This window comes from Cohnella hashimotonis, assembly GCF_030014955.1.
GTDB classification, from domain to species: domain Bacteria; phylum Bacillota; class Bacilli; order Paenibacillales; family Paenibacillaceae; genus Cohnella; species Cohnella hashimotonis.
Window position 1 is genome coordinate 8,497,206 of record NZ_JAGRPV010000001.1, and the last position, 17,521, is coordinate 8,514,726.

General features: G+C 60.7%; 12 protein-coding genes. 7 read left to right on the forward strand and 5 right to left on the reverse strand.

Annotated elements, in window-relative coordinates:
* Positions 1–28: 28 nt before the first annotated feature.
* The 5 genes from KB449_RS33945 to KB449_RS33965 form a co-directional block, all read right to left on the reverse strand.
* Positions 29–904 (reverse strand): carbohydrate ABC transporter permease, encoded by an 876-nt coding sequence (locus tag KB449_RS33945; protein ID WP_282912581.1) that lies wholly within the window; start codon positions 902–904, stop codon positions 29–31.
* 21 nt (positions 905–925) lie between these two features.
* The gene (locus KB449_RS33950; RefSeq protein ID WP_282912582.1) at positions 926–1,879 is read right to left on the reverse strand and encodes an ABC transporter permease; all 954 of its coding nucleotides are present in this window, start codon (positions 1,877–1,879) and stop codon (positions 926–928) included.
* Positions 1,880–2,604: 725 nt separating this feature from the next.
* Positions 2,605–3,372 (reverse strand): MBL fold metallo-hydrolase, encoded by a 768-nt coding sequence (locus tag KB449_RS33955; RefSeq protein WP_282912583.1) that lies wholly within the window; start codon positions 3,370–3,372, stop codon positions 2,605–2,607.
* 120 nt (positions 3,373–3,492) lie between these two features.
* Entirely contained in the window at positions 3,493–5,109 is a 1,617-nt protein-coding gene (locus tag KB449_RS33960; protein ID WP_282912584.1) for a helix-turn-helix domain-containing protein, read from the reverse strand.
* Positions 5,102–6,904, reverse strand: a complete 1,803-nt coding sequence (locus KB449_RS33965; protein WP_282912585.1) for a cache domain-containing sensor histidine kinase — start codon at positions 6,902–6,904, stop codon at positions 5,102–5,104. Before KB449_RS33965 ends, KB449_RS33960 begins: the two co-directional genes overlap by 8 nt.
* Before the next feature lie 159 nt (positions 6,905–7,063).
* On the opposite strand from KB449_RS33965, the gene KB449_RS33970 reads away from it, so the two are divergent.
* The 7 genes from KB449_RS33970 to KB449_RS34000 all read left to right on the forward strand — a co-directional run bounded on the left by KB449_RS33970 (position 7,064) and on the right by KB449_RS34000 (position 17,423).
* Positions 7,064–8,470 (forward strand): ABC transporter substrate-binding protein, encoded by a 1,407-nt coding sequence (locus tag KB449_RS33970; protein ID WP_282912586.1) that lies wholly within the window; start codon positions 7,064–7,066, stop codon positions 8,468–8,470.
* Positions 8,471–8,536: 66 nt separating this feature from the next.
* The gene (locus KB449_RS33975; RefSeq protein ID WP_282912587.1) at positions 8,537–9,418 is read left to right on the forward strand and encodes a carbohydrate ABC transporter permease; all 882 of its coding nucleotides are present in this window, start codon (positions 8,537–8,539) and stop codon (positions 9,416–9,418) included.
* A complete protein-coding gene (locus KB449_RS33980) occupies positions 9,415–10,233 on the forward strand; it encodes a carbohydrate ABC transporter permease (RefSeq protein ID WP_282912588.1) in 819 nt (272 codons plus the stop codon). The genes KB449_RS33975 and KB449_RS33980 overlap by 4 nt, the downstream gene beginning before the upstream one ends.
* Positions 10,234–10,248: 15 nt before the next feature.
* A complete protein-coding gene (locus KB449_RS36690; protein WP_282912589.1) occupies positions 10,249–12,285 on the forward strand; it encodes an alpha-galactosidase in 2,037 nt (678 codons plus the stop codon).
* 15 nt (positions 12,286–12,300) lie between these two features.
* Positions 12,301–13,188 carry a glycoside hydrolase family 43 protein gene (locus KB449_RS33990; protein WP_282912590.1) on the forward strand — a complete coding sequence of 296 codons (888 nt, stop codon included), beginning with the start codon at positions 12,301–12,303 and terminating at the stop codon, positions 13,186–13,188.
* Between the two features lie 179 nt (positions 13,189–13,367).
* Positions 13,368–15,797: a glycosyl hydrolase family 28 protein gene (locus KB449_RS33995; protein ID WP_282912591.1), complete on the forward strand. Its 2,430-nt coding sequence runs from the start codon at positions 13,368–13,370 to the stop codon at positions 15,795–15,797.
* 276 nt (positions 15,798–16,073) lie between these two features.
* Positions 16,074–17,423, forward strand: a complete 1,350-nt coding sequence (locus KB449_RS34000) for a hemolysin family protein (protein WP_282912592.1) — start codon at positions 16,074–16,076, stop codon at positions 17,421–17,423.
* Positions 17,424–17,521 lie beyond the last annotated feature (98 nt).

Sequence of the window (17,521 nt, forward strand, 5' to 3'; positions counted from 1 at the left end):
AGAGATCGACCTCCAGCATTCATGAAATTTATCCCTTCACCGAGCCGAGCATGACGCCCTTCGCGAAGTGCTTTTGCAGGAACGGGTAAACGAGCAGGATCGGCGCCATCGCCAGCATGATGGAGGCCATGCGGATCGTCTCCTGAGGGACCGAGCGCTCGTCCCCTCCCGCGCCGGCCATGCCGGCGTTGTCCGAGTCGATGACGAGTGTCTTGACCAGCACCTGCAGCGTCCACTTCTTGGCGTCGGACAGATAGATAAGCGCGTTGAAGTACGTATTCCAGTGGGACACGGCGAAGAACAGCGTGAACGCCGCGACCGCCGGCATGGACAAGGGCAGGACGACGCGCAGGAAAACGCCGATGTCCGAGCAGCCGTCGATGCGGGCGGCGTCCTCCAGCTCCGAGGGCAGCGACTCCAGGAAGCTCTTGATGATGATGAGGCTCCAAGCGTTGGTCAGGACCGGCCAGATGAGCGACCAGTAAGAGTTTAGCAGCCCGAGGTTTTGCACCAGCAGGTAATTAGGCACGATACCCGCGCTGAAGACGAGCGTGAAGATGACGAAGCCCATCATCGGGCCGCGTCCTGGCACATCCTTCTTGGTCAGCACATAGGCGAGGGAGAAGGTGACGATCAGATTCAGAATCGTGCCGACGGCGGTGATGAAGACGGTGCTTTTCAACGCATTGAGGAAGCTGTCCGTCGATAAAATGTAGGAATAGGCGGCCAGCGACCATTTTTCCGGGAACAGATAGAAACGTAGCGGCACGTACACGTCAGGGTCCGTAAAAGAGACACTGAACACGTATAGGAACGGAAATACGCATACGAGGGAAATGAGGGCGAGCAGCGCGTAGTTGATCCAGTCGAACGCCGTCATTTTTTTGCGGGATACGAAGCTCATGCGAAATGCCCCTTTCTGGCCTTAGTAGATGCCTTCCTGGCCGGATTTTTTGACGATATAGTTGGATGCCATCACGAGAACGAAACCGACGACACCCTTGAACATACCGACCGTCACGCCCGTGCTGATCTGTCCGCGCAGGATGCCCTGCGTGTAGGCGTAAGTGTCGAACACCTCGGCTACCTGCATAACCAGCGGGTTCATCATAAGCAGCATTTGCTCGAAGCCGACGTCCGCCATCTGGCCGAGGCGCAGAATGAGCAGAATGAGGATCGTGGGGCGGATCGCGGGCAACGTGATATGCCAGATCTGGCGAAACCGGCTCGCGCCGTCCACGACCGCCGCTTCGTACCGCTGCGGGTCGACGCCCGCCATCGCGGCGAGGAAGATGATCGTGCCCCAGCCGGCTTCCTTCCACATCGTCTGCGCCGTGATGAGGCCCCAGAAGTACTTCGATTCGGAAAGGAAGCTGATGGGCTCGTGTCCGGCTTCGCCGATCAGCTTGTTGACGATGCCGACGTCGGTGGACAAGACGAAAAAGGTCATGCTCGCCACGACGACCCAGGACAGGAAATGCGGCAGGTAGACGATGGATTGGTTGAAGCGCTTGAAGGCGCCGTGCCGCACTTCGTTCAGCATAAGGGCGAGCAGGATGGGCAGCGGGAACATGAAAACGAGCCCGAAGACGTTGATGGCGAACGTGTTGCGCAGCATGATGTAGAAGTTGCTGTCGGCGAACAGGTCGGCAAAATGCTTGAAGCCCACCCACTCGCTGCCCGCGAAGCCCGAGTAGGGATTGTAGTCCTTAAATGCGAGCAGCAGACCCCACAGCGGGGTGAGCTTGAACAAAATAAAAAACAGCACGCCCGGCAGCGCGAGCACATACATCGCCCGATGTTTGACGATGCGCGCGCCGAGCCGGGACCAATAGCCTTTTTCCTTTCGGACCGGCAATGCGGCTAACGCCTTCTCCATGATCCGAAGCACCTCGTTTCCGTCCGCTGGCGGACCTAATCTGGATCTGCCTCCAGTGTAGGCGCGCGGCGATCAGCGGAATACGGACATAAATTGAAAAGGACCGGCTGCGTCAGCCGGTCCTGCGTTTATGCAATTGATGTCCGCGCTCCGCAAGGGGCGGCCGGACGGAAGAAGCCCGGCATGGCGCGGGTAAATTAGCGGTGGAGCGGTAGCTTGGCGGGCCGCGGGAAAGAAATGTCCGGTTTGCGGGAGCTCAAAAATGCGCTATCCCGCGGTTTATCAAGGTCAGCGCCTCACCCGTCGCCCTGCAATGCTTGCGGTCAGGACCTCAACCGCCGTCCTACAACGCCCGCGGTCAGCGCCTCGCCCGCAGCCTCGCATATGCCCCGCTGTAGCTCAAAATTGCGTTATTATGCAACGGCCGCGGCCAGCGCATCACTAGCCACCTCGTATAAGCTCCGTTGTAGCTCAAAATTGCGCTATTCTGCAACGCCCGCGGTCAGCACCTCACCCGCCGCCACGCATAAGCCCCGTTGCAGCTCAAAATTGCGCTATTCTGCAACGCCCGCGGTCAGCACCTCTCCCGCCGCCACGCATAAGCCCCGCTGTAGCTCAAAATTGCGCTATTCTGCAATGCCAGCGGCGAGCGCCTCACCCGCCTCCGTAATAGCTCAAAACAGGTCGGTGTCGGCGATTACTTTTCCGCTCAGTGACGCGTCCGCTCAGTGACGCGGAACGGCCAGCTCCTCGAACGAACGCGCGAGCTCCCCCAGCCCCTCCGTCAACGCCTCGCCCGCCATCGGCTTGCCGTGGCCGGTGATCGCGGCAGCCGGCTTTAACGCTTCCAGCTTACGGACGGACTCGGCGGCATGGCGCCAGTCAAAAGTGAAGTACGGCGGAGGACCGTGTATCTCCTCTTCCTGCAAGAGCACCGCGAACGCGGACGTTTGCTTCACGGTGATAAAGGCATCGCCGGCCACCACTGTCCGGTCGCGCTCGCGGAAGAGCGAGATATGCCCCTCTGTGTGACCGGGCGTATGCACCCAGCGCCAATCCGGCAATGTCGGGACCGTACCATCCTCGGGCAGCGGACGTACCTCGCCCGAGATGTCGATGCCTTTGTGCGGATACAACGGGGAGATTCGCGCCATGAGCCCGCCCCCGACGTCGGGATCCGCTTCCGGGTAGTCGGCTTGTCCGGTCAAGTACGGCAGCTCCAACTCATGCGCATACACGGGCACGCGCCAGCGCGCAAGCAGCGGTCGGAGCGAGCCGACGTGGTCGAAGTGGCCGTGCGTCAGCACGATCGCTCCAGGCGGCGCATCTCCAAATCTGGCGGCAGCCGCTTCGACGATGACGTCCGCGCAGCCGGCGACGCCGGCGTCGATCAGCGTCCATTCCCGTCCGCCCGGCTCGCCGATCAATACGACGTTCGCAATCAGCGTCCGCACGCCGTGCACGTCGGAGGGGAGTCGATTTTCGATGTTCATCCGTTCGCTTCCTCTCGGCGGTCTTTTAGTAACAATAGGCTGTACAACGGGAATGGATTTATTCGCAAATTCCGTACGTCCGCGCAACCTGAAATTGAACTGCGGTTAACGCCACGCAGGTCAAGTCGAGCTGCGGCCGCGGGCGAATTCAGAGGGCGTTATGCCGGTTTTCTTTTTGAACGTCTTGAAAAAATAGCTGGCGCTATTGAAGCCGCATAAGGCGGCGATGTCCTTCATATCCTCGCGCCCGTCCTCCAAATACGCCTTGGCCCGCTCGAGGCGGGCGTCGGACAAGTACTCGGCGAAGCCGATCTTGACTTCGTTTTTAAATAACGTGCTTAAGTATGCGCCGCTGATGCCGATCCGCTCCGCTACTTCGGTGAGCGAGATGCTGTCCGCGAGATGGCTGCGGATATAACGGATCGCCTCCGCAGTATACGCCGAGTAGTCTCCTCTTTCGTCGGCCTGCAGCAACTCGAAGTACCGTTCGAACAGCGAACGGAACCACGCCTTGACCTCCTCCAGCGTCTCGAAGGCGGCAAGACGCTCGTGAGGCGGAACCGCGTCCGCATAGAGCGCCCCCAGCTCCAGGCCATGCTCGCGGATGGCGCGGTGCAGCAGGCTGAGCAGGTCGTTGAACAGCAGCTGGGAGCCGGCCATGCTGAGCGCCGCCGTCTTGATTCGCGCGAACAGGCCATCCAGAATCGACAGCAGGCCGGCGGCGTCCCGCGTTTTCAGACAGGCGAGCATGTCTTTCTCCGTCCCGATCTCCAGCCCGGCCAACGCCTCGGTTTCTTGCACGATGGATGCACGCCGCAGCACGACGTTTTTCCCCAGATGAAAACGATCCTGCATTTGCTTCTCCGCCTGCTTATAGCTTTGCGGGATATGCGCAGGCGCCGAGCAGGTCGGCCCGATGCTGAAGCTGGCGGACAGATTCAGGAAGGTCCGCAGACAGCTCGCGATGCGGGATACCGCTTCGCCGACGGCAAGTGCCAGTGCATTCTCGCTTCGTACGTTGGGGAACGAGAACAGGATGACGAACCGGTCGCCGCCGATGTGGCCGACCGCGCCGTTGCCGAGCTCGCCCGCGACCTCTTCGACAATGTTGAGAATGGAGAAGCGCTCCAACTCAGCCGCTTTGAGCGTCGAGCGGGACTGCCGGGATCGGTAATCGTCGATCGACAGAAGGACAGGAATGAGCTGTCTGGTATCCAGCTTCAAGTCCAGCGTCCGGATATGGTGTCCGATCTCCTCCGGGCTGTAATGAAACCCGGCGATTAATTGGGTGATGAACCGGGTTCGCAGCTCCAGCCGCTGGTTCGCGTCCGTGCGGTCGCCGCCCGTTCGCTGCGGCCGGTCATCGAGCAGCGCCTTGACCCGTGCGAGCGCCGCGGATAACGACGCCGCGTTCAGCCGGTGCTTGAGCAGGTAGTCGACAGCGCCGTTCTGCAGGGTGCCCTTCACGTATTCGAAGTCGTCGTAGTTGCTGAGCACGATCATTTTGGTGCCCGGATAGCGGCCGGCAAGCTCGGCCGAGAGCTGTAGGCCGTCCATGACGGGCATGCGCAGATCGGAGACGACCAGCTCCGGCCGCTCCCGTTCGACCAACGCCAGCGCTTCGGCGCCGTTCGCCGCTTCGCCGCACAGCGAGAAGCCTTGCGCCCGCCAGTCCGACATCAGCTTCAGATTCGTCCGCACGAGCAATTCATCGTCGACCAGCAGCGCTTTATACATAACGCATCGCCTCTTCCTCGCTCAGCATTGGAAAGGACATCTCCACCGCCGTAAACCGCTGCGCCTCGCTCCAGATGCTTAAGCCGTACGGTTCCCCGAACAAGGTGCGAATCCGGGACCGGACGTTGGCAAGTCCGATATGATCGGCGCCCCGGGCCGAGGCTTCAGGCGCTTCGAGCGCTTTGAGCTGCGCCGGACTCATGCCGACGCCGTTGTCCTGCACGCGAACCTTGAGCTGCGCGTCGCTCGTGAACAGCTTGATCTGGATAGCCCCCTGCGTCTTCAGCGGCGCGATGCCGTGCAGCAGCGCGTTCTCCGCGATCGGCTGAAGCAGCATCTTCGGAATCATCAGCTTGCCGACGCCCTCCTCCAGACTGAAATGAACCGCGAATTTGTCGCTGTACCGGAACTTTTGAATGCTGAAGTAGCTGCGCAGGCAATCCATCTCCTCGTCGACGCTGACGAACGGCCGCCCGTCCATCTGCGCGTGCATCAGACCGGACAGCGACTCGGCGACCAGCTTGATGTTGTCGGCACCCTGCAGGATCGACAGGAACTTGATCGTATTCAGCGTATTGTGCAGGAAATGCGGATTGATCTGCGCCTGCAGCGCCCGGATCTCCGCCCGGCTGCGCTCGCGCTCGGTCGAGCGAACTTCGGCGACGAGGTCGCTCATGCGGCGGGTCATGGAATTGAACTGATGGTACAGCTGGCCGATCTCATCCTGCGACTTGGTCTCGATCGCGACGTCGAGGTTGTTTTTGGCGACCTCCTTCAGCGCCCGACCCAGCCGCAGCAGATTGCGGGTGAGGAGCGAGGACATGGACAGGATGAGCAGGACGGCGACGGCGGAAAACAGCAGCGAGACGTTCAGCATCTTGTCGCGCGTAGAGGAGGAGTCCGCGAGCAGACTGGCCTTGGGAATCAGCACCATCGTCGTCCATTTGGTGAAGGCGGAGGTGCGATACACCGCGAACGTATTTCCCGTCGACAGGCGGGCGTAGAAGCTGCCCCCGTCGGCATCCGGGCGCGAGACGAGGCGTTCAAGATCGGAGGGAGCCAGGCCGAGGTCCGGCTGTTCGAGCACGGGCTGACCCGTTCGCGTATTAAAGATGAGCATACGGCCGGCATTGCGGATGTTGGTGGCGAAAAGGTCCTCGACGATCTCGTAGTCGACGTCCGCGGCGACGAAGCCGATCGCCCGCCCGCCGCTGCGGATCGGCCGCGCGATCGTAATAACCTTGCCCTTCTGCGGGTCCGCGCTGCTGCCAAGACGCGGATTCAAGTGGGGAGGCAGCAGCAGCGCTTCGTTCTCCATGCCTGTCAGTTCGCCGAACGAAGGCTGAGAACGCAGCGCGTCGAACGGGGTCGTCACGCCGTACTCGATGGTGTGCCCCTCCAGATCGGAGAGGGTGACGCCGGTCAAATAATGCTTGAACATCGATACGTTGACCAGATAGTCCTGAATTTCCCGCTCGATATGGATCAGTTCCACCTTGTCCATCGTGTCGTACTGCTCGATATACTTGCGCACGAGATCGTTCATGTATTCGCCGGTGTCGACGGAGAGCAGCGCGACGATCTTGTCGATGTCGCGCAGCGACGTCTCCAGATTGTCGCTCGAAACGTTGATCATAGCCGCCGCGGCCTGTCCCGCCTGCCGCTCGGCATCGGCCGTCGAGTTGGCGTACCACATGTATACGGTTACGGACATAAACGTGACGAACAGGAGGAGAATCGCGGCGGACAGCTTGAACTTGATGCTGTTCAGTCGGGTGCGAAGCGGCCGGTGCATCGGTGTCATCTCCCAATCGCGTCGCTTCTCTCGCGAAGTAATGGCGCGGATATTTAATAAAAATAAAGCGTTTTTAAAAAAAATACAATCCTTCCGCCTCCGAATCTTCGCTATATTCAAAGTGCGAAAACAAACAACCGACAAGGGGCGAAACAAAAAATGCAACAAAGGCGGCTGCATAAAAAAGCGTTGTTCCTGACCGCGCTCTCGGCGACGATGGCGTTCTCGCTGGCGGCGTGCGGAGCGAACGGAAAAAACGAAGGCGCGTCTCCGGCAACCTCGACAGCGCCGGCATCCTCGTCGGCCTCCCAAACGGCGCAGGCATCGGATTCGGCCGGCAGCAAGCCGCAGGAGGTCAAGACGCTGTCGCTGCTCATGTTCACCGATTGGTACACGCCGGGCTGGCAGGCACTGGAGAAGTACATCGGCGATCATGCCTCCGAGCTCGGCTTCAAGCTGGACATTCAGAAGATTGCCGGCGGCAGCCAGGGCGAGCAGCTGCTGAAGACGAAGATCGCCACCAACGATCTGCCGGACCTGCTGCAAAACTACGGGCCGAAATGGATGGATCAGAACGCGGACGCGCTCGACAAGCTCGTCGATCTGACGGGGCTCGCCAGCTACGCGGATTACGACGAGAGCGCGATGGACGGCGTTTACAAGTACAAAGGCAAGTATTATTCCGTGCCGATCGACGCGACGACCTTGATGGGCGTGTTCTACAACAAGAAGGTGTTCGCCGATCTGAACCTGACGGTTCCGAAAACATGGGACGAGTTCCTGGCGGTGTGCGAGAAGATCAAGGAAGCGGGCAAGACGCCGGTCTACTACTCCGGCAAGGATACGTGGACGCTTCAGACGGTTCCGCACTTCGGCTTCTCGCAGGATATCGTGCAGAGCGGCAAGTCTTTCCCTGACTTCTGGCAGGACATGAACACGAACAAGAAGCATTACGCGGATCTGACGAACTTCATCGACACGATCAAAAAGTCCAAGGACCTGATCGACAAAGGCTACGTCAACAAGTCGTATCTGTCCGATACGTACGATTCCGCGCAGCAGGCGATCGCGGACGGCACGGCGGCGATGCACGTGAACGGCACCTGGTTCATCGGGGAGATCATCAAGAAGTTCCCGGACAAGGTGAACGACATCGGCGCGTTCCCGTTCCCGCTCAACGGCGACAACTACGTCAATATCTCGCCGCCGGGCTCCTTGTCGGTGACGACCTCCGCGAAGGACGTCGAGCTGGCCAAACGCGCGGTCGACTTCATCGCTTCGGCGCAAGCGCAGCAAATTTTCGCCGAAGCGCAGCCGGGCATCTACCTGAACAAAAAGGTGGAAGTAGCGCTGTCGCCGGCGATCGCCGACCTGAACGCGGCGCTCAAGGACGGCAAGGGCATTCTGCACTGGCAGGGCAACGGAGAGCTGTATCCGTACGGCTCGTTCGACAAGTTCATGCAGGATTACTACGCCGGAGGCAAGACTGCGGAGCAGGTGGCGCAGGCGCTCGATCAGGAAACGGCCAAAAACGCGAAGGCCAAAGACGATCCGAACTGGAAATAAAGCCGGTCGCCCCTCTCTCCATTCCCCGGGAGGGGCGATTCCTTACACAAATAGGAGCGGAGCAAGATGAAACCAACTAAAAACAAGCCTTACACGTATACGCTCATCCTGCCGGGCATGCTGCTGTACGCCGTATTTTTCCTCGTGCCGTCGCTCTTCGGGGGCGTGCTCTCGTTTGCGAACATCGGCCGCTTTTCTTTCTCGGACATCCGCTTCACGGGCTGGACCAACTACATGAATGTGCTCACCGACGATTATCTGAGCGCGGCCATCCGCAATTCGTTTGTCTTCGCCTTCGCCACGACGCTGCTCAAGGTCGGCATCGGCACGGCGCTCGCCGTCTTCCTCAACCGCAGGCTGCGCACGACCAACTATTTGCGTACGGTGGCTTTCCTGCCGGCGGTGCTCAGCACGGTGGCGGTCGGCGTCTTCTTTACCTCGGCGATGCATCCGACGAACGGAATGATCAACCGCTTTTTGCACGCCGTCGGCCTCGGCGCGATCGCGCCGGACTGGCTGACCGATCCGCATCTGGCCATCTATTCGCTCGTCGGCATCGAGACGTGGAAGTGGTCGGGCTTCACGATGGCGATCGTGCTGGCGGGATTGCAGTCGATCTCCAAGGACTACTACGAAAGCGCCAATCTAGAGGGCGCCTCCGAATGGCAGCAATTCCGATCGATTACGTTCCCGCTTGTGCTCCCCTACTTCAACAACGCGCTGATCGTCAACCTGATCGGCGGGCTGAAAGTGTTCGACCTCGTGCAAGCGGTGACGCAAGGCGGTCCCGGCTCGGCGACGGAGGTGTTCGGCACGCTGGTGTTCAAGTCGTTCGGCAGCGGCCGGCTAGGCGAAGGCGCGGCCGCGAGCATCCTGCTGTCGCTGATCGTCATCGCGATCACGCTGCCGACGTGGAAGCTGATCGCGCGCAAGGAGGTGGAGCTATGAGCCGCAAGCGGCCGCGGTGGGCCGCGGAGGCGGCCGGGCTGCTCCTCAGCCTGCTCGTCGTCGTCCCGCTTTATTTTATCGTCGTCAATTCGTTCAAGGACAAAGCCAGCGCGGCGGCCATGAGCCTCGCGCTGCCGAGGAAGTGGTTCCTCCTCTCCAACTATGCCGAGATGATCGACGCTGGCGGCGTGCTCACCGGGCTGAGAAACAGCGCGATCGTCACGTTCGCCACCGTGGCGCTGCTCATCGTGCTCTGCTCGATGACCGCCTTTACCCTTCAGCGCAAAAACACGCGGATGTCCGGTCTGCTCTATTTGCTCATTTTGCTCGGCTTGATGATCCCGCTGCAGATCATTCCCGCGTATTTCATCACGTACTATCTGCATGTCAAGACGTATCTGGCGGCCGTTGTCATGCTGGCGGTGACGAATTTCTCGTTCGGCACTTTCCTGTACACCGGGTTTTACAAGAGCATTCCGCGCGAGATCGACGAATCGGCCATCGTGGACGGGGTCGGGCCTTACCGCCTGTTCTTCGGCATCATTTTCCCGCTTCTGCGGCCGGTGACCGTCACGCTGGTCATCATTTCATTTATGGGCGTCTGGAACGACTTCGGCATTACGATCTACTTCCTGAACAGCCCCCGCAACTATACGGTGACGCTGACCATCTTCAACTTCCTGGGTACGTACAGCTCGGACTGGAACCTGATCTTCGCCAACGTCGTGCTGGTCTCGGCGCCCGTCGTTATCGTCTATTTGCTGCTGCAGCGCTACATCATCGACGGCATGACCGCAGGTTCCGTCAAAGGATAAAGGGGAGAAGACGAAGTGTTCGAACAAAAAGGAGCAGGCTACCGGATCAGGCTCGGCGGAGCCGACATCGCGGTCGAAGGCGAAGCGATGACGCTCGCGCTGGGTGGAAAGACGTACGCGGTCTGCTTAAGGCCGGTACTGGACGGCTTCAAGCTGCCGATCTCGGGATGGACGCAAGAAGGCGGTGCGTTGCTCGGGGAACTGTCGGACTGCGGCTATCGCGTCAAGCTGACGGCGGGCGCGTCCTGGCTTGAATATACGATCGACGGATCCAGCTCGCTGCACGGAGAGATCCGCTATTTTGCCGGCACGGAGCTGGTCGATTCCGTCGTTCGCGGCTTTCTGCCCGACCATTACAACCGGGTGTTCCAGCCGGGCGAATCGGCCGAATTCGTATTCAGCGCGACGGCCAAGGAATCGCAGTTCGACCGCGGGCTGGAGCGGATCTGGATGACTTGCCCGGCGCCGAAGACGCTGGCGTTTCGGGATAAATGGGTGGAGGCCGGTCCGTGGTGGGGCATCGTCGTGCCTGACCCGCTTCCCGTCCGCGAGACGGTGGCGACGTTCCGGCAGGGCCGCTTCGATATCGCGTTCACCCATTTTTACGGTGCCGCGTACGAGGGTCGTTTTCCCCGGGTGCAGTTCCATTTCGGACTCGAAACAGAAGACGCGGTGCTGGATCGCTATGTGGCTTATTACAGAGATAACGGATACCTGCGGGAAAGGGGCGAATGGTTCGATTGGTGGAACCGGCCGATTTTCTGCACCTGGGGGCAGCAGGAATATCTCGAGCTTAGCTGCGACTTCGAGCGCAATCCGCTGACGGCGGACACGTTGATGGATTGGGTCGTAAGCCTGGAGGAGAAGACGGGCGGCCATCCGTTTACGCTGATCGTCGATTCGCACTGGTTCGATCATTACGGGGAATACGGCGTGCATCCGCAGAGGTTCGGCGATACGGCCCGTTTCCGCCGGCTGATCGAATCCGTCAAGGCGCGCGGTCACAAGGTCGTGCTCTGGTACACGCCGCTATGGGTGTCGAAGACGTCCCGTATCGTGCGCGAGCATCCGGAGTGGCTGGTGAAAACCCTGGAGGGGGAGCCGGCCCGCGTCACGAACACCGAAATCTACGACTACGTCTACTTGCTCGATTGCTCGCGCCGGGACGTGCGGGCGCATATCCGCAGCACCGTGCGTTACCTGCTGTCAGACGAGGCTGACGGCCTGAATGCCGACGGCTTCAAGATCGACATGAACTACTACGGTCCGGTCGGCGGCAAGCATGCGATCGACAATTACGAATGGGGCATCGGCGAAAAGCTCTGGTACGAGCTCGTCCGGTTCATCGGCACGGAGGCGGCTGCGGTCAAGGCGGATGCGCTTCTGACGCTGAGCGGGGCGGAGCCGTACTTGCAGCCGTGGGCGCCGGCGCAGCGGCTGAACGATCTGTTCCCCGTCGTGCCGGAGTCGCCCGATCCGTGGTACCGCCGGGCCGCGCTCGTGAGTAAGATGCTCCCCGGCGTGCTGATCGACGTGGACGGCTGGCCGAGTACGCGAACCCGGTCCGCCGAGTATTGGATGGTGTCGCCGACCTTCGGCGTGCCGGTCACCTACCATCTTGATGGCTTCGATAACAAAGAGAAGCTTAGCGACGCCGACTTCGCGCGAATGCGGGCGGCCTGGAACGTCTATGCGAACGCGCCGGTCAAGGCGGACATGGCGCTGCATATCGATCCGGATCGCCGGGTGTTCTACCGGACGTACGGGTCGGGACCGCTGGCGGGCTTCTACGCGGCGCTGGCGATGCATAGCTGCTGTCTCGTCACCTACGGCGAGCGATGGATGATGGCGGCCTCGATCGCGGACATGACGGTGGAGGTGCCGGTGCCGCCGGGCCGTACGATTAGCGCCGCCTGCAAGCGGCTGCCGGGAGGTGATGTGCCGATCGTCTGGGAGGAGGATCGCGAGGCCGGAACCGTTCGATTCAGAATTGAGGATTGCGGCAGGGGCATCGAAGCGTTCGTATTGGAATTCGCGCAGGTTGACGGTTAAGGAGGGAATGGCGGTATGCTGCACAGAAGCGACATTCAAATCCGCGATCCGTTCGTCGTGCCGGTGCCGGAAGAGGGATTGTACTATTTGTACGGCACGACGGATCGTAACGCTTGGTCCGGTCCGGGCATCGGCTTCGACGTCTACCGAAGCCGCGATCTGGAGCAGTGGGAGGGGCCGTTCCCGGCGTTCCGGCCCGAAGCCGGGTTCTGGGGGATCGAAAATTTCTGGGCGCCCGAGGTTCATCGCTGGCGGGGCATGTACTATATGTTCGCCAGCTTCAAGGCGCCCGGACGGCGGCGCGCGACGCAGATTCTGGCCGCGGACGGGCCGCTCGGCCCGTTCAGGCCCTTGTCTGACCGGCCGGCGACGCCGCCGGACTGGGAATGCCTGGACGGCACCTTGTACGTGGACCGGCAGGGCGAACCGTGGATCGTATTCTGCCGCGAGTGGCTGCAGGTGACGGACGGCGAGATGTACGCCCTTCGGCTTAGCGGGGACCTGGCCGAGACGGTGGGTAAGCCGGTTAAGCTGTTCTCCGCGACGGAGGCGCCGTGGGTGCGGAGCACGGTGTACGAAGCTGAGGGTCAGCCGGACGTTCGCGGCTACGTGACGGACGGGCCGTTCCTGTTCCGACCGGCCGAGCGGGAGCTGTGGATGCTCTGGTCGAGCCACGGTGCCGAAGGGTATGCGATGGGCATCGCGATGTCTGCGTCCGGAGAGATTGAAGGGCCGTGGATGCAGGAAGCGCTGCCGTTCTTCCGCCGGGACGGCGGGCACGGGATGCTCTTCGCCGATCTGGAGGGTCGGCTGACGCTCGCGCTGCACTGCCCGAACCGGACGCCGGACGAGCGCCCCGTATTTTTCCGCGTGAAGACGGAGGGCGGTACGCTTGCGCTATAGGAAGACTGAGACGTTCCGGGAGGATGGGCAGCTCGCGCTGGAGCGGGGCTGGGCGGCGTGGGGCCCGCTTTCCTGCTCCGCCTCAGGCGCTTGCCGGCGTGAAAGGCCTTTTTTTACATCTTTATGAAAGCGTTTTATATTAATGATCCTCATTACTTCATATCAGGAGGTAAATCGCTATGAGAAACATCGGTTTGCGTTTCGTTCGTCTTCTGATCGCGGCGGCTTTATTCGTCGCACCTCTGGCCTTCGGCGTGCCGGCGACGCACGCCGCCGGTACGGTCACCGCCTACGCGGCGCCCACCGGCGCGCCCCGCTCCTCCGACTTCACGGTCACAGCCGGCAGCAGCGCCATCGATTTGTACGGAGACAACAACGGCTGGGGCAACAAGGTATCGTACGGTTACTTCGACATGACCGGCTCCGTGACCGTGTCGGTGACGGTCAACTTCTCTTTTTCCTCCTATAAACTGGCGCCTGCTTCCCTCGGTCTCGCCTCTACCCGAAGCGGGAACACGATACAGTTCACGCTGAACGGTCCGACCAACGTATCGCTTATTTTGGACGGGAATTATCAGGGGCGCACGCTCCACCTGTTCGCCAGCGCGCCAGAGACGAGCGTGCCGAGTCCGTCCGATCCGAACGTCATCTACATCGGACCCGGCTATTACGACTACTCTTCCACGCCGACGACGACGATCACGGTCGGTTCGGGCAAGACGCTGTATATCGCCGGCGGCGCGTTCCTGAACGGGCATATCGAAGTGCGCGGCGCCTCGAATGTCGCGATCCGGGGCCGTGGCATCGTCAGCATGAATTATACGTCGACTTATCTGAATCAGCCGATCAGCATCTTGTCGAGCACGAACGTGCAGATGAGCGGCATCATCGTGGACCGGCGAGTCGGTGCCTGGTCGAGCCTGATGGACAACAGCAGCCAGGTCAGCGTCACCGATTACAAAGTCGTCAGCCCGACTTATGCGAGTACGGACGGGCTGAATCTCGTCAATTCCCACGACGTGACGATCGACCGCTCTTTCTTTCGGACCGCCGACGACTGCATCGCGATCAAAGGCGTCGTCACGCCAGGCTACAACGCAAGCGATAATCCGGCGAGCGGAGCGCCCAACTACAACATCACCATCCAGAACAGTCAATTCTGGAGCGATGCCAACGACGTATGGGCGCTCGGCGCGGAGACGCAAGCGGCCTATTACGAGAACATCAAGTATTTGAACAACGACGTCCTGTACAGCTATGACGACCGCGACAATCACGGGGTCATTCAGGACCGGGCCGTTATGGATATCACCGCCTTGAACGGCACGCAGTTCCGCAACATTCTGTACCAGGACATCCGGGTCGAGCAGAGCGTCCGGCTCGTCAATCTCTCTTTTGCGGACAGCTTCTGGTTCGGCTCGCTGCCGGGCAACCAGTCCTTCCCGGGGCTCATCAGCGGCGTGACGTTCCGGAACATTACCGCCGTCGGCACCGGTTCGAAGGAGATTCGGCTGTGGGGCTGGGACCTGGGCAAGCCGGTCAGCGACATTCTGTTCGAGGACGTATCGATCGACGGACAATATTTGACCGATCTGGGCGATAAGCCGTTCAACGTCAACAATTACGTGAAAAACGTCGTCGTCAGGCGCTCTGCCTCACCGGTCGATGCGTATGTCGGCGGGCTGGACTTTTCCTCCGTACAGGGGGCGAATCAGTGGTACTACAAGGAGTGGAACGGCAGCAGCTACGCCAATATGACGTGGAACGCGACGGACCGAAAATGGAAGGGGACGGGCTCGTACATCGGCATGTGGGGGCCGAATTTCGTCCACCCGGAGAGCAACGACGCGGTCAAAGCATGGCTGGCCCCGAGTACGGGCACGGTGATGATCAAAGGAACGGCAGCCAAGTGGGATACGGGCGGCGGCGACGGCGTGCGGATCAAAATCATGAAAAACGGCACCCCGCTGTGGCCATCCAGCGGCTGGCAGACGATTGCGGCGACCGATCGGCTCGGCGTACAGTTCGGCGTCATCGCGAACGTCGCTGCCGGCGATTACGTTTATATCGTCGTCAACAAGAACGGCACCGACAGCTATGACACGACCGTGCTGGATGCGATGATCTCCTACAAACCGGTTTTTAACGCATCGACCGACTTCCTGACGTATCAGGGCGGCTGGAACTGGAGCTATCTGCAGGGCAATGCCGCTCCCTATACGAACATGAACTGGAACGCGGCCGACAAGACGTGGCGGGGCACGAACGCGTGGAATATCATTCACGACGGCGGGCTGATGCATCCGGACGCCGACGACACGGTGCGGGCGTGGACCGCCCCGGCATCGGGTACGGTGCGCGTCACGGGCAACGCGCGGAAGCAGGATACGAACGGCGGGGACGGCGTCCGGGTCAAGATCTTGAAGAACGCCGCGCAGCTATGGCCGGCGAGCGGCTGGCAGGCGATCGCCTACAACGACGCGACGGGTGCCAGCCATTCGCTGACCGTCAGCGTGACGGCGGGCGACGTGCTCTACTTCGTCCTGGACAAGAACGGAAATAACAGTTACGACACGACGTACTGGAGTCCGAACATTTTGTATACGTAACGCGACCGCAAACAGGTCCGCAACCCGACCGCACCGACCGCAACCCGACCGCAACCCGACCGCACCGACCGCAACCCGACCGCAGTCCGACCGCACCGACCGCAACCCGACCGCACCGACCGCAACCCGACCGCAGTCCGACCGTATAGCGAGGATCGCCTGCCCGCAGCCCATGGTCGGCGGCAAGCTCTTCCCTTTCTTTCGATTCGCTTCGTTCCGGGTACAATATACCATCGGAAACGTCGGGATGACGGACGGAAGGGGAGAGACGGGCGGATGATCAATACGATAATCGTGCTGGCGCTCATCGCATGCACGGCTTTCTTCGTGGCCGCGGAATATGCGGTCATACGGGTGAGAATGAGCCGGATCGAGCAGATGGTCGCCGAGGGCAACAAAAAGGCGTCGGCGGTCAAGCAGATCGTGGCCAGATTGGACGAGTACCTGTCGGCATGCCAACTGGGCAACACGCTGACCAACCTGGCGCTCGGCTGGCTGGGCGAATCGACGGTGGAGCATTTGCTGAGTCCGGTTTTCGGGCTTTTCGCGCTGCCGGAGTCGGTGGAGACGGTCGTATCCTTCGTGATCGCGTTCCTCATCCTCACCTTCCTCGAGGTCGTGGTCGGGGAGCTGCTGCCCAAGATCGTGGCGATTCAGAAGGCTGAATCGCTGGCGCTCGCGTTGGCAAGACCGCTTATGATTTTTTTCAAAATCACCTATCCGTTCAGCTGGCTGCTTAACCGTTCGGCGCGGCTGCTCACGGGCATGTTCGGGATGAAGCCGCTCTCCGAAACGGACAACACCCGCACGGAAGCCGAGCTGCGCCTCATTTTGTCGGAAGGCTACAAGAGCGGCATCATCAACTCCTCGGAGTTTCGTTATGTGACCAACATCTTCGAGCTGGACGATATGGTCGCCAAAGGGATCATGATCCCGCGGCGGGACGTGGCGTTCATCGACGAGAGCGAGACGGTGCAGGAGGTCGTGGCCCGTACTTCGCTGGACGCCTATGATCTATATCCGGTGACGGCGGGCGGCGATAAGGATACGGTAGTCGGGCTGATCGATTACAAGGAGCTGCTGACGACGTATATTCGCCATCCGGGAGAGCCGGACATGCCCGTCAAGCCTTACATCGAGCCGGTGCTGCAGCTGCTGGACACCGTATCCGTACAGGAGATTCTGCTGCTCATGCAAAAAAAGGACATCCATATGGCGGTGCTCCTCGACGAATACGGCGGAACTTCGGGCATCGTCACGATCCGCGACATCATCGCGCGCATCGTCGGAGAGCGGAGGCAGCAGCGCGACGAGGACGGCCGCCCGCTGATCCAGCAGCTCGGGGACGGTCAATACGCGCTGAGCGGCACGCTTATGATCGAGGAGACCAACCGCCTGCTGAAAACGGAGATCGAAGACGACGAAGGCGTGTACACGTTGGGCGGCTGGCTCATGTCCGAGCTGGAGGAGGCGATGCCTGGCGCCGAAGTGTCCGCGGACAACTATACGTTCGTCGTCGCGGAGATGGAAAACCGCCAGATCAAGCGCGTTAACGTGCGACGCTCGGCCGCGGCGGTGGACGATATGCAGGAGGCCGCGGCCCCCTCTGCGGAGTATCATTCTTAAAGCGCAGTTCGTGATTTGCAGAACGCGCGGCAAAGCGAATGCGCTCAGGAACCGCACAGCGATGTGCGGTTTTTTGAGCGTACCTGAAAGTGAAAATT

Coding starts and splice junctions, on each gene's coding strand:
- KB449_RS33945 (WP_282912581.1), bottom strand. CDS start 904: ATGAGCTTCGTATCCCGCAAAAAAATGACGGCGTTCGACTGGATCAAC.
- KB449_RS33950 (WP_282912582.1), bottom strand. CDS start 1,879: ATGGAGAAGGCGTTAGCCGCATTGCCGGTCCGAAAGGAAAAAGGCTAT.
- KB449_RS33955 (WP_282912583.1), bottom strand. CDS start 3,372: ATGAACATCGAAAATCGACTCCCCTCCGACGTGCACGGCGTGCGGACG.
- KB449_RS33960 (WP_282912584.1), bottom strand. CDS start 5,109: ATGTATAAAGCGCTGCTGGTCGACGATGAATTGCTCGTGCGGACGAAT.
- KB449_RS33965 (WP_282912585.1), bottom strand. CDS start 6,904: ATGCACCGGCCGCTTCGCACCCGACTGAACAGCATCAAGTTCAAGCTG.
- KB449_RS33970 (WP_282912586.1), top strand. CDS start 7,064: ATGCAACAAAGGCGGCTGCATAAAAAAGCGTTGTTCCTGACCGCGCTC.
- KB449_RS33975 (WP_282912587.1), top strand. CDS start 8,537: ATGAAACCAACTAAAAACAAGCCTTACACGTATACGCTCATCCTGCCG.
- KB449_RS33980 (WP_282912588.1), top strand. CDS start 9,415: ATGAGCCGCAAGCGGCCGCGGTGGGCCGCGGAGGCGGCCGGGCTGCTC.
- KB449_RS33990 (WP_282912590.1), top strand. CDS start 12,301: ATGCTGCACAGAAGCGACATTCAAATCCGCGATCCGTTCGTCGTGCCG.
- KB449_RS33995 (WP_282912591.1), top strand. CDS start 13,368: ATGAGAAACATCGGTTTGCGTTTCGTTCGTCTTCTGATCGCGGCGGCT.
- KB449_RS34000 (WP_282912592.1), top strand. CDS start 16,074: ATGATCAATACGATAATCGTGCTGGCGCTCATCGCATGCACGGCTTTC.